The organism is Vibrio phycocola (assembly GCF_053850235.1).
Window position 1 is genome coordinate 144,452 of sequence record NZ_JBSQDJ010000002.1, and the last position, 12,085, is coordinate 156,536.

The 12,085-nt window shown below is 41.0% G+C and carries 11 protein-coding genes and 1 pseudogene; 8 read left to right on the plus strand and 4 right to left on the minus strand.

What is annotated here, in order from left to right; translation table 11 throughout:
• Window positions 1-52: 52 nt before the first annotated feature.
• Window positions 53-1,633: an EAL domain-containing protein gene (locus ACWU4D_RS03960; RefSeq protein WP_456050095.1), complete on the minus strand. Its 1,581-nt coding sequence runs from the start codon at window positions 1,631-1,633 to the stop codon at window positions 53-55.
• A gap of 203 nt (window positions 1,634-1,836) precedes the next feature.
• Between ACWU4D_RS03960 and ACWU4D_RS03965 the strand changes: the two genes are divergently transcribed.
• Entirely contained in the window at window positions 1,837-3,099 is a 1,263-nt protein-coding gene (locus tag ACWU4D_RS03965; RefSeq protein WP_456050096.1) for a DEAD/DEAH box helicase, read from the plus strand.
• Between the two features lie 99 nt (window positions 3,100-3,198).
• On the opposite strand, the gene nadE is transcribed toward ACWU4D_RS03965, so the two are convergent.
• Window positions 3,199-4,029 (minus strand): ammonia-dependent NAD(+) synthetase, encoded by an 831-nt coding sequence (gene nadE, locus ACWU4D_RS03970; protein ID WP_456050097.1) that lies wholly within the window; start codon window positions 4,027-4,029, stop codon window positions 3,199-3,201.
• A 98-nt stretch (window positions 4,030-4,127) separates the two neighbouring features.
• Between nadE and ACWU4D_RS03975 the strand changes: the two genes are divergently transcribed.
• Window positions 4,128-4,649, plus strand: coding sequence for a nicotinate-nicotinamide nucleotide adenylyltransferase (locus tag ACWU4D_RS03975; RefSeq protein ID WP_456050098.1), 522 nt, complete (start codon window positions 4,128-4,130; stop codon window positions 4,647-4,649).
• Between the two features lie 133 nt (window positions 4,650-4,782).
• Window positions 4,783-5,127, plus strand: coding sequence for a HopJ type III effector protein (locus tag ACWU4D_RS03980; protein ID WP_456050099.1), 345 nt, complete (start codon window positions 4,783-4,785; stop codon window positions 5,125-5,127).
• 38 nt (window positions 5,128-5,165) lie between these two features.
• Here ACWU4D_RS03980 and ACWU4D_RS03985 read toward each other — a convergent pair whose 3' ends face one another.
• Together ACWU4D_RS03985 and ACWU4D_RS03990 are read right to left on the minus strand one after the other, a co-directional pair.
• Complete coding sequence (locus tag ACWU4D_RS03985) at window positions 5,166-5,489, minus strand: DUF1289 domain-containing protein (RefSeq protein WP_456050100.1); 324 nt, start codon at window positions 5,487-5,489, stop codon at window positions 5,166-5,168.
• An 83-nt stretch (window positions 5,490-5,572) separates the two neighbouring features.
• Window positions 5,573-5,743: a hypothetical protein gene (locus ACWU4D_RS03990; RefSeq protein WP_456050101.1), complete on the minus strand. Its 171-nt coding sequence runs from the start codon at window positions 5,741-5,743 to the stop codon at window positions 5,573-5,575.
• Window positions 5,744-6,101: 358 nt separating this feature from the next.
• Here ACWU4D_RS03990 and ACWU4D_RS03995 point away from each other — a divergent pair.
• The 5 genes and pseudogenes from ACWU4D_RS03995 to ACWU4D_RS04015 all read left to right on the plus strand — a co-directional run.
• A pseudogene (locus ACWU4D_RS03995) lies at window positions 6,102-7,430 on the plus strand (TolC family protein); the annotation flags it as partial.
• Window positions 7,427-8,401, plus strand: coding sequence for an HlyD family secretion protein (locus ACWU4D_RS04000; RefSeq protein ID WP_456050102.1), 975 nt, complete (start codon window positions 7,427-7,429; stop codon window positions 8,399-8,401). The pseudogene ACWU4D_RS03995 and the gene ACWU4D_RS04000, both read left to right, overlap by 4 nt.
• Window positions 8,402-8,411: 10 nt before the next feature.
• On the plus strand, window positions 8,412-9,596 hold the full coding sequence (locus tag ACWU4D_RS04005; RefSeq protein ID WP_456050537.1) for an ABC transporter permease: 1,185 nt from the start codon (window positions 8,412-8,414) through the stop codon (window positions 9,594-9,596).
• Window positions 9,593-10,753 carry an ABC transporter permease gene (locus tag ACWU4D_RS04010; protein ID WP_456050103.1) on the plus strand — a complete coding sequence of 387 codons (1,161 nt, stop codon included), beginning with the start codon at window positions 9,593-9,595 and terminating at the stop codon, window positions 10,751-10,753. Before ACWU4D_RS04005 ends, ACWU4D_RS04010 begins: the two co-directional genes overlap by 4 nt.
• A 366-nt stretch (window positions 10,754-11,119) precedes the next feature.
• Window positions 11,120-11,659 carry an antibiotic biosynthesis monooxygenase gene (locus ACWU4D_RS04015; RefSeq protein WP_456050104.1) on the plus strand — a complete coding sequence of 180 codons (540 nt, stop codon included), beginning with the start codon at window positions 11,120-11,122 and terminating at the stop codon, window positions 11,657-11,659.
• Window positions 11,660-12,085 lie beyond the last annotated feature (426 nt).

The following is a 12,085-nucleotide window of genomic DNA, read 5'->3' on the forward strand; positions in this document are numbered from 1 at the left end:
ACATGATCATTATGGTCTTTTTATTAGGCTTAAGCGTGAACAGAATCGTTAATTACAATACATTTTTTTCAGAGGCTTTAATGTAGCCGATAAATTCTTCTGCGGGCATTGGCTTAGCGTAATAAAATCCTTGAATTTGCGTTACGCCCATATTTGCTAGTGCTTCAACTTGTTTAGAATCTTCGACACCTTCCGCAATAATTTCCATTCCTAGTTGATTGGATAGATCTATCATTGAGAGCACGACTGCATCGAGTGCTTCGTTTTGAGATAGGCTTCGAATAAACACCTGATCTATTTTCAGCTTGTCAAATGGGTGTTGGTGGATAAAGTTTAACCCAGAATACCCCGTCCCAAAGTCATCGATCGCCATTCTGAAACCGAGGTTTTTAAGAAGGGTTAGATTGTGTACAGCTTTGACCATTTCTTCTGGTGAAAAGTTGTTATCTTCAGTAATTTCTAACATTACTACTTTGGCCATAATCGGATGAGTAATCGCATAGTCGTAAATATATGAAATGAACTCATCGTCCAATACCAATGTTCGACTGATATTCATGCTGATATAACGATCTTCAAATTCAAGTTTATGTCGTTCGATGTAGTTAGTTAAATAGTCTATAACTCGGTAAGTTAATTCCTTAATTATGCCGATCTGCTCTGCTAATGGGATAAAAATAGCGGGTGAAATGTACCCTTTATTCGGATCATTCCAACGTAATAAAGCTTCACTGCCAACGACACTTCGAGTCCGGCTATCAACAATTGGTTGAAAGTACAACTTAAGTTGATTGTTTTGAATCGCTGAGCGGAGAGATGCATCAAGTGTGTGGTTGCTGCGTCGATAATCCCGAACAATTAAATACCCAACGGTCAATAAACTTGCACACAGTATGATAACCCAAGCTAGGTTGGTGAAATAGGTAATATAGGCTTCTAACCCTATATTTAATCGAATAGATAGTGGATAAATATTGGAGCGAAATGTTAATACTCGGTTTGATTTACTCGGGACGATTTGTTGGCCATCGATAACGTGAGTTAATACTTGGATCTGATACCCAAAAGACATGTCATCAAATGAAGATGAAATCAATTCGAGAAAGTGGCGTGGAGGAATAAGCGCATTGATGCCTGATTTTTTTGGGGTAGAAGAGAAAATAAAAAAGGTTGGAATTCCATCAGGTGAATCAGTTAATTCAATAGTGGTGCGATCCGTCGAATGTTCTAGTCGGTCTAAAACAGAGCGGTAGATAGCAATGTTGGCTTGTCCTGCATTACTTGTACAATAAATACTGCCATTAGCATCATACATACCGACTTCTTTAATTCTATCGGTTGCAAACACATAATTTCGTAGTTTTGAGATGTCATTTTTATTGCATGTTTCAGAGGCAGAAATGCTGACACGATCTAAATCATGCGCCGTTCGATTAATGAAGACTTCTAGGTTAGAGATGGCTTGTCGCCCAAGAGTGTGAGCGGTGCTGAATGTACTGTAATAGGTGTATAAGCTACCTGCGAAAAAGGTAATAATAAAAATTGCCAAGACGGGCAGAATGATGCCAACGCGATTTTGCAGCGAATGATAGTTGTTTGTTAATGTGTTTAGATTCGCCGATTGTCCACGCATATGTGTTACACATTACTTAAGTCAATGATTTTTCTTATATATAAACGTATGTGATTACTGCAACTAAATCTAGTAACTGAGTGATATATTGATACATTTTTAGAACTGACTTGGTAAGAACGTGATATTGCTTCAATATATGTGGAAGAGCAGTCTTAGCGTTATTTTGTTAGACTCACCAAAATTTCAACTGGAAATTAAATATGTCCGCAACATTTACCCAATTAGGTATCGCTACTTTTCTTAGTAATACCTTAGCAAAATTACATATTCAGACGCCTACGGAAATTCAGACTCAAGCAATCCCGAGAGTTCTTGATGGTGTGGATATATTGGCTGGTGCTCAGACTGGTACAGGGAAAACGGCGGCATTTGGGTTACCGATGATTCAGCGTTTAACCGAACGAGCTGCGATTGATCGGCCTGAAAAAGGTGAAGTAAGAGGGCTTATTCTTGTCCCAACTCGCGAACTAGCCCAGCAGGTTTATGACAATTTAGTCGCGTATTCTGCACACACAGAGTTGAAGATCGTTGCGGTATATGGTGGTGTCAGTATCAGAGCGCAGAGCGATAAACTCAAGTTAGGGTGCGATATTTTAGTCGCGACACCTGGCCGCTTACTGGATCATCTTTTTAATCAAATCATCACTTTAGAGAAGGTGGAGTTTTGGGTTCTTGATGAAGCCGATCGAATGTTGGATATGGGGTTTACCCCTGATATTCAACGGATAGTGAAGCGCTTGAATTCATCTAGGCAAACCTTGTGTTTTTCTGCAACCCTCGACGATAAAGTTCGCGCATTTGCCCAACACCTGATGCGAGACGCCGTGCCGATTCAGGTCGCCGCGCAAAATGCGACAGCTGATACCGTAGAACAGTTGGTTTACCCGGTTGACCGTTCCAAGAAAAGCGCATTGTTAGCCTACTTGATTGGCTCTCGAAATTGGCATCAAGTCTTGGTTTTCACTAAAACAAGGCAAGGCAGTGATGCACTTGCCAAAGAGCTTAAATTAGATGGAATTCATGCGGCTTCAATTAATGGTGATAAAAGTCAGGGCGCTCGTCAGAAGGCGCTCGATGATTTTAAGTCGGGTAAGGTTCGAGCATTAATTGCGACGGATGTCGCGGCTCGTGGTCTTGATATTGAGCAACTAGAGCAAGTCGTGAATTTCGATCTGCCTTTTAAAGCCGAAGACTATATCCATCGCATCGGTAGAACAGGGCGAGCTGGGCAAACAGGGAAAGCCTATTCGTTCATGGGTCACGACGAAGAGTACTTATTGGAAGCGATAGAAAACTTACTGGATAAGCGCTTACCACAAGAGTGGCTCGCTGGATTTGAACCGAGTCCAAATGCCGAAGTTTATACTGACAGTAACCCTAAAAAGCGCAGCCGCTCATCTGAGAAGCGCAAGCTAAAGGCTAAATTAAATGTCCATGCGAATCGTGGGAAAAAGCGTCGCTAATCATTGAGATCGGCACTGATTCTTGATTTTATAAAACAAAACCGCCAAACAACTAAAAGTTTGGCGGCTTAATTGGTGATGCAATTAATTTTGAGTTAATTAGTCATAAATCGTTGGAATTGGCTGACGTTTATGTTGTGTCGCTTGATAAATCGCAACTAGTCGCTCAGTGACTTCTTGAGGTACGGGTTTTCCTTCTAAGAAATCATCAATTTGATCGTAAGTCAGCATTAGCGCATCTTCGTCTGCTTTTTGCGGAGCAAGCTCTTCTAAATCAGCGGTAGGGGTTTTGGTGACCAAAATTTCTGGAGCACCTAACGTCGCTGCAACTTGACGAACTTGACGCTTACTCAGTCCAAATAGAGGTGCGAGATCGCAAGCGCCATCTCCATACTTGGTGTAGAAACCGGTAATGTTTTCTGCAGAATGATCGGTACCTAAGACCAATGCTCCTATGTAACCAGCAATTTCGTACTGTGCGACCATACGTGCGCGAGCTTTAACGTTACCTTTAACAAAATCGACTTTGGCAGAATCGGTTGGTAACAAGCCTGTGTTTTCCAGTGCTGCATGTGATGCTGCATGCAATCCATCAACACCCGATTTTATATTGACTGCAACCGCATGTGTTGGCTGGATAAACTGAAGTGAAATTTGAGCTTCATCTTCATCTTTTTGCTCGCCATAAGGCAGGCGAACAGCGATAAATTGATAGTCGTTACTTTGAGATTCATCGTTAAGTTGATTGATTGCAAGTTGTGCCAAACGTCCACACGTTGTGGAATCAACGCCACCACTGATCCCAAGTACTAAAGCTTTGCATCCAGAAGAGGTTAATTTGTCTTTAATAAACGCTACTCTTCGTTCTATCTCAAAATTTGGGTCAATGCTTGGCGAGACACGCATCTCGTCGCGGATTAATTGTTCCATAAGGCCTTCCCTTTTTGTGCAAGCAATAATAAATAGTACATAGTATCATACCGAAATTAGTCGATTATAAAACTCTCAATTGAGTTTAAAGGATGAATATGAGGAATATTGCCGTCTTTGGCAGTGCTTTCAACCCCCCGTCATTCGGACATAAAAATGTTATTGAATCACTGACCCAATTTGATCTTATCTTGCTTGTTCCAAGCATTGCTCATGCATGGGGCAAAGAGATGCTGGATTTTCAGTTACGCTGTCAGCTTGTTGAGGCTTTTATCGATGATCTTGCGCCGAGTTCTAATCGCGTTGAGTTGTGCCGTGTTGAAGAGGAGTTACTCGAATCTAATCAGAGTGTGACGACTTATCAATTGTTAAACTACCTAGCTGAGCTGTATTCAGCGGATAACCTAACGTTTATTATTGGGCCTGATAACCTAATGAATTTTGGTAAGTTTTATAATGCAGATAAGATTATGGATCATTTTTCAGTGATGGCATTACCTGAAAAAGTAAAAGTCCGGAGTACCGATATTCGAACTCGTTTGCAAAATAAAGAGAGTATTGAAGGGTTAACAACCCCTTCGGTTATTAAACTGATTGAACAAACACAGAGCTATCAGTAAATGAGATAGGTCTTGATTGGAGTAGCAACGGAATGAACCAAGAGAAATCGAGATCTTGCATCAGAGTTGAATTTCTTTAGACTACATTACCTTTAAAAAACGTAATAAAACCGTGTTAAGTTAAGGATAAACGATGAAACTCACGACACTTATTGAAACCGTTAAGAATGACCCTAAATCGATAGAATTTAGTGATGTCATTGCTGTGATTGATGCCAACTACGATTTTACACCAACTCAGTTTACTAACGGAGCATTAACCAATGCTGCCGATCAAAACAATGGATCGTGTAAGATTTTCGCATTCGCCAAGTTACAAGGTTTGGCCGCAGAGGAAGCACTAGCACTGTTTGGTGATTTTTATCGTAAAGATGTTTTACTCTACCCAACCAATGATGATCACCAAAATATTCGTAACTTTATCGAATTTGGTTGGGAAGGCATTGAGTTTACGAGTGAAGCACTAAAAGAGAAGTAGTTAGCTTTGTAGTAGAGAATAGAAGTGTCTTTTATTCTCTACTCGTCGATGTTTAGTAATTTTGCTTTGCGTAAACACTCTCGACATAAACATAAGCTATCACTGGGTACTATCAATGATGTATCGCGACGTTCAAGGCCCATGCACCAACAGGTATTTTCTCCGGCGCTGATGCCACAAGATACGGGTTCATTGCAACTTGGGCATCGATGAGTTTCATTCGCGCCTTTTAATCGCTGAAGAATTATTTCTCGTTGTTCGTCACTGTACTGTTTCCATTCTATTATTTCTGTCATTGTTCTATGGCATCCGGAACATATACCATCGACATTTTTGCACGCAGCAACGCAAGGTGTTTTCATTAGTCTCTAGTCAATTAAAGTGTATCTAAGGAGGGAGTTCATAACAGAGTAAATCACGTATATTTCTTTCTAACGTATGATGTTCAACCTTTATTATGATCCTTTATAAATTGCTTAATAAAGCGACGGACTTCTCGTGCCGCTGAGGTGTCTAAGTCTTCACATAACGCGATAAACTCATCTCGATCTTCTTTGTTGATTCTCAGCAGAAGTTGGCTGTCTTTTTTATTCGATGACTTTTTTTTACCGCTCATGGTAATACCTCCGAGTATATATTTTGTATATATAAACCTTTCTGTTTGTAGTGAGGATCTCAACTTGTAATTAACGTGATTAAAGTCACATTAATATGCCTCGGTGGATAATAGATCGCCTAAATTCGCTATGCACAATGCCGCTCTTTCATCCACTAATCCAAATATCAGATTCGGTCTAGAAGCTATTCTTAGACCCTGAATTTGGTGTGTGTTAACTAGTTGCGTAGGGTAGTTGTAGAGCTTATACTCTAACTCTTTTTTTCGTCTGTATTTTTCTGGAGCAAATATGAAGAGTCGGTCCGTGGCTTATGCAATGGGCGCACTGATAGGAATGTTGTCATTCGGCGCTAATTCAGCCGATGTTTCCTTTGATGAAGCATGGGAATTACTGCAAAAAAATAACAATTCTATTGCTGCCCAAAGAGCCAGTGTTGAGCGCTATAGTCATCTAGAAGATGCGACTGACAGCCTCAATTTGCCTCAAATCTCCATTGGTGCGACCTACACCCGACTGGATGATGATGTCACGATTACAGGATCAGATCTTACTGAAAGTATTTCTGGCTTGGGTGCATTATCAAGTTTGCTTGGTGGTGTGTCCGCGACACTAATTGATAAAGAGATCTTCACCTCTTCGATTCGTGCTATTTGGCCTATTTTTACCGGAGGACGGATTTCGGCCGCAAAAAGTGCGGCAGAAGGGCGAACTAAAGAGGCTGAGAGTCAGCTTGCGATGGAAGTTCAAGCCCGTTATGAAGATCTCAGCAAGTACTATTTCAGCGTCATTTTAGCTGATCACGTGGTTGAAACTCGACTTGCGGTCGAACAAGGGTTGATTGCCCACCGCAGCCATGCAATTAAACTTGAACAGCAAGGGCAGATTGCTCGCGTGGAAAGATTGCAAGCGGAAGCATCGTTAGATAAAGCCGTGGTTGAACGCAAAAAAGCTCAACATAATTTAAATATCGCGCAAGTAGCTCTCACTCAAGTGTTAGGGCAAACCGAAGCAGTTGTACCGCGTGATGAGATTTTTATTAATCAACATTTACCCGCACTTGAAGCATTTATTGACCAAACGTTAAACACATACCCTGGCCTTGATATTCTTGATGCTAAAGAAACACAAGCAAGAAGTTTGATTAACGCTGAAAAGGGCAAGTTCTTTCCAGAAGTGTATGCTTTCGGTGATTACAACCTATATGAAAATGACTCACTGTATAGTCAACTGCGACCAGAGTGGTTAGTTGGTATTGGAGTCAGTATTCCGTTAACCGAAAATACTGGGCGTAGTGAAAACGTGAAAGCGGCCAGCAGTGCTGTTTCTCAGATTCAATATTTAAGAAAGCAAGCTCGCCAAGATCTAAGCGTCTTAGTTGAAAAAACGTACCTCGAAGCTGAGCAAGCACTTGAAGAAGTGATGGGACTAAACTCTAGTATTACTCTCGCGGAAGAGAATTTGCGCTTAAGACAAAAAGCATTCACTCAAGGTTTGGGACGATCCCTCGATGTGGTTGATGCCGAATTGTATCTTGCCAATATCAAAACTCAGCAGGACGCGGCCAGTTTCCAATATTTACTTTCTCTGAATAAATTACTCGCACTTTCTAATGAAATGGACAGTTTCGACACCTATAAACGAAATGCGATTACGCCAGCACAACTTAGATTAAAGGATGCATCATGAATAAGGTTAAACCTCTTCTGATTTCACTAGGAGTACTCGCCATTGCAGGTTGGGTTGGTTTTAAATTTTTTGATGCTTACGAAGCACCAGCCTTTCGAATACAAGGGCAAATTGAGTCTCAGCAATACAGTATCTCTTCAAAAGTCGCAGGGCGAATTGACCAGGTCTTAGTACGCAAGGGTGACAATGTGAAAAAAGGTAACCTTGTGTTTACCATTCATAGTCCAGAAATTGATGCCAAACTGGATCAAGCAGTTGCAGGCCAAAAAGCGGCGGGTGCGTTGGCAAAAGAAGCCGAAACCGGTGCGCGACAACAACAAATCCAAGCCTCTCAAGATCAATGGCGTAAAGCCAAAGCTGCTTCGGAACTGATGGAAAAAACATACCTAAGAATCAATAGCTTATATGAGGATGGTGTAGTATCTGAGCAAAAGCGAGATGAAGCGTTAACGCAATGGAAAGCGGCTCAATACAATGAAAGTGCAGCCTACCAAATGTTTACCATGACCAAAGAAGGCGCTCGAGATGAAACCAAGCAAGCGGCAGCAGAAAAAGAGCGCATGGCAGCAGGTGCGGTAGCAGAAGTAGAAGCGTATGCCGCGGACACACAAATACATTCATGGTTCAATGGAGAAGTCGCTCAGGTTCTACTTCACAGTGGTGAACTGGCTCCACAAGGGTTTCCAGTTGTCACGGTTATTGATACTCAAGATACGTGGGCCGTGCTAAATGTTCGAGAAGATCTTCTTCAACAGTTCGAAAAAGGTAAAGAGTTTGATGCCTTTGTTCCAGCTTTGAATGCCGATGTGAGGTTTAAAGTAACGCATATTGCGGTGATGGGCGACTTTGCAACCTGGCGCTCAACCGATGCAACTCAAGGGTTTGATTTACGAACGTTTGAGGTGGAAGCTCGCCCAGTTGATAATGATGTGTCGTTGAGAATGGGCATGAGTTTAGTGGTTGAGATGTAGGTAAAATATGATGCCGCATTCTTCTCAAGCCTCCGAAGCGTCAATTGATGATTTGACGCGCTCTCGCAGTCAATGGCAAGTCGTACGTCAAGATAAATGGTTATTGTCATCGCTCACATGGGTACCAATCTTACTTTGTCTTTGCATGTATTGGATTTTCTCTCAAGGCATCGTAAACAACTTACCGATAGGGGTGGTTGATTTGAGTAAGAGCTCGTTGTCGCAATCATTGGTTCAACATTATGATGCGACATCAATGCTTAACGTGAACCATCAGTTCGATGATATTTCTCAAGCTAAGCACGCGATGGTCAGCGGTGATATTTACGCAATTCTCTATATTCCCAGAGGATTTACCAAATCGATTGTCCAATCGAATCCTCCGCAAGTTACGCTATTTTACAACAGCCAATACCTGCTTGTTGGCAAATTGATCAGTTCTGCTGCTCAAAGCGCACAAGGAACGTTTAATGCGAAGGTGGGCGTGGTTCAGAATTTAGCCAAGGGTAATACGACAAGTGCTGCTGCCTTTGGTCGTGCCGTTTCCGTTAGGACTCAAATTACACCGTTATATAACAAAAGCACGAATTATGCTCAGTTTCTGGTTTCGGCAATTATTCCAGCTATTTGGCAAATATGTATCGTTGCATTCACGGTGTTAGTGCTGAATGCAAATTATCAGATAACTGGGTTGAAATCATGGCTAGGTCGTTCAACTACGGTTATAGATTTAAGCAAAAGCTTATTCCCTTACTTTATTTGGTTCTGGTTGTTAGGCGCCACTTTTTTGCTTTGGTTTTATAAACTTATTGAGTGGCCAATGGAAGGAAGTTGGGTGGTATTGCTTTTTGCTCAAGCTATTACGACTTTGGCGTGTATGGTTATGGCGTGTTTTTTCTTTTTCTTAACATGTAACGCCGCTAGAGCCATGAGTTTTGCTGGGGCGTTTACGGCACCTGGATTTGCTTTTATGGGCATTACATTTCCCGCTACCGATATGGGCTCATTAGCGCAAATATGGCGAGGATTGCTTCCGGCTAGCCACTATATTGAAGTTCAAGTAAGCCAAGCAAGTGCTGGGGTAGGATCGTTGCAGTCACTTTCTCATCTTGTTCCTATGGTTGGGTATGTTTTTCCGCTCATTCTTACCGTGCTTTTGATTAAAAAGCACATGAATAAGGAGATGGCGGCATGAGGCTAATGGAACATATTAAGCTTGAGCTTAAAGCTATTTTAACGAATCCCGTTGTTGTACTAACGATCTTCGGTGGGATTGTATTTTATTCTTTTCTTTATCCGCTACCTTACAGCCATCAAACACCTAGAGAGCAAGCGATTGCGGTTGTCAATCTAGATGGAAGTCAAACCAGTTATCAATTAGAGAGAATGGTCGATGCGTCACCAAACGTAAAAGTCGTTAGCCGGTTGTACTCAATAGCCGCTGCAAAGGAGTCATTCTTAAACGAAGAGATCACGGGTTATATCGTGATTCCTGAAGATTTTTACAAAAACCTTCTGCTGGGAAAAAGCCCGGTGCTTTCCTATGCCGGAGATGCATCTCTTATTCTGGTCTATGGAACTGTTGTTCAAGGTCTTGCAGGGGCTGGAGGAACGTTAGCTGCGAAAGTTAAAGTCGCCAAGCTACTTAACGATGGCGTTCCATTGGCGTTGGCGAGCAAGCAATATTCTGCGACCTATTTAAATACTAAGCCGACATTTAACCCTAGACTTGGTTATGTTGACTATGTTGTTGCTGGGGTGTTTGTCCTAATTCTTCAACAAACTTTGGCTATGGCGGCGGGGCTTATTGGAGGCACGCAACGAGAAAGTTACGGCTATTGGGAATCTCAGCCGAATTACACGACTTTAGCGATTAGAACGGTCATGCTTGTCCTCATCTATTATCTAATGGGGATGTATTATTTTGGAATGAGCTTTGATAGTTATGGTATCAGCAGACTTGCAAGTCCAGTCGATATTCTTACGTTGATGCTGCCATTTTTACTCACTTCCTGCTTTATCGGTATTTGGCTTGGTGCCGTCACACCGAGTCGAGAATGGGTTACGGTTGTTGTACTGCTTAGTTCGATGCCATTGATATTTACCGCGGGCTTTATTTGGCCGTCAGAGATGGTTCCGGCCCCACTGAATTGGTTAGCTTCATTATTTCCAACTAAACCCGCGGTGAGTGGCTTCCTTAAATTGAATCAGATGGGGGCCGATTGGGCTCAGGTCAAAAGTGATTGGACTCTACTTTGGGCACAGACTTTGTGTTGGGGAGTGATCGCCAGTTATGCATTCAATAAAGCTCGACAAAATGATTCTGCATTTCAGTTAAAAAAGGAAAGTTGACCGGTACATTCCATTCTATTTTGAGATCACAATTGGTCATCGGTAATAGTGAGTTATTTATACAGTACGCATAACTATATTTTTCAAGCCATTTGAATAGCTGTTTTTAGTTATATAAGTGAGAGTTAAGCAGAGAAACTTAATGTTTAGTCGTGATTTTATTCATTAATGATAGATAGGTAAATTAAACTTTCCATTTACTAAAAAGTGAAAATGCTAGGTTTTTCAGGGCCTCCAGAAAATAAATAAAGATTTATGGTAAAGAAAGAAAAACATTGGTTAATAAATATTACCAAGTATGATTGAGATATGTTAAAAATCCGTTATACTGCCGCCTGAAAATAAAGAGGTTCCAAGGAAAGATATATGAGTAAAACTGTTCACGTTGCGATCACACGCCGAGTTCTGCCAGGTAAAGAAAAGGCATTTGAAGAGGCAATTCGTGATTTCTTTTCTACATCAGCGAAAGCTCCGGGTGCTCTTGGCGCACAATTAATACGTCCTATGCCAGGTGAAGACAATCATGTTTATGGCATTATTCGTTCTTTTGCTACTAAGGAAGATCATGACGCGTTTTATGCTTCTGATACTTTCCGCGAGTGGACTGCGTACATTCAACCTCTTGTTGAACCAGACTACACTCGTAAGACTTTGCACGGAATGGAAGCGTTCTTTGCCTCGAATGGTCTTAAAAATCCACCTACATGGAAAATGGCGTTAGTGACATGGTTTGGCGTATGGCCATGTGTGTATGCGGCTGCAAAAATACTTGGTCCACTTCATCAAGGTGTCGTACCATCTTGGGTTGGATTCGGGATTGAAACCTTTGTTGTTATCGGCCTCCTAACTTGGGTTATCATGCCAAAATTAGGTAAGCTGTTTGACCCTTGGTTAAATAAGTCATAATCGCTTTCGATATTATTCGCAAGATAGAAGTGCACTTTAGAAAGTCAGGTTTTTTAATCTGGCTTTTTATTTACCTGTAGATTCATTTAGCATTGTTGTATAAAAATTAAATTTATTCTTTTTTTCTTCAATAAATTAACTCCCATATATAAAAATCACATTCCCATAAATGAAATCCTTAATTTTAAAGTGGATTTATATTCCTCCCTACGAGTAAATGTTTATATATTTTATTGAAGGCAATAATTAAATTAATGTTTTGTATGTAATTATTGTTATTGATAGATACCATAAAATAAATCTAATATTTTCTTCGTTTTTATTTTAGTGACAAGGTTGTGCCAATAGTGCTTCATTAATTTGTGAGCAACTATTCGAATTGAATCATGTATATATATTACAGTGTTTAGCAATCTCGAATAGTGA

Coding starts and splice junctions, on each gene's coding strand:
- ACWU4D_RS04015 (WP_456050104.1), top strand. CDS start 11,120: ATGAGTAAAACTGTTCACGTTGCGATCACACGCCGAGTTCTGCCAGGT.
- ACWU4D_RS03980 (WP_456050099.1), top strand. CDS start 4,783: ATGAAACTCACGACACTTATTGAAACCGTTAAGAATGACCCTAAATCG.
- nadE (WP_456050097.1), bottom strand. CDS start 4,029: ATGGAACAATTAATCCGCGACGAGATGCGTGTCTCGCCAAGCATTGAC.
- ACWU4D_RS04010 (WP_456050103.1), top strand. CDS start 9,593: ATGAGGCTAATGGAACATATTAAGCTTGAGCTTAAAGCTATTTTAACG.
- ACWU4D_RS04005 (WP_456050537.1), top strand. CDS start 8,412: ATGCCGCATTCTTCTCAAGCCTCCGAAGCGTCAATTGATGATTTGACG.
- ACWU4D_RS03965 (WP_456050096.1), top strand. CDS start 1,837: ATGTCCGCAACATTTACCCAATTAGGTATCGCTACTTTTCTTAGTAAT.
- ACWU4D_RS03990 (WP_456050101.1), bottom strand. CDS start 5,743: ATGAGCGGTAAAAAAAAGTCATCGAATAAAAAAGACAGCCAACTTCTG.
- ACWU4D_RS03960 (WP_456050095.1), bottom strand. CDS start 1,633: ATGCGTGGACAATCGGCGAATCTAAACACATTAACAAACAACTATCAT.
- ACWU4D_RS03985 (WP_456050100.1), bottom strand. CDS start 5,489: ATGAAAACACCTTGCGTTGCTGCGTGCAAAAATGTCGATGGTATATGT.
- ACWU4D_RS03975 (WP_456050098.1), top strand. CDS start 4,128: ATGAGGAATATTGCCGTCTTTGGCAGTGCTTTCAACCCCCCGTCATTC.
- ACWU4D_RS04000 (WP_456050102.1), top strand. CDS start 7,427: ATGAATAAGGTTAAACCTCTTCTGATTTCACTAGGAGTACTCGCCATT.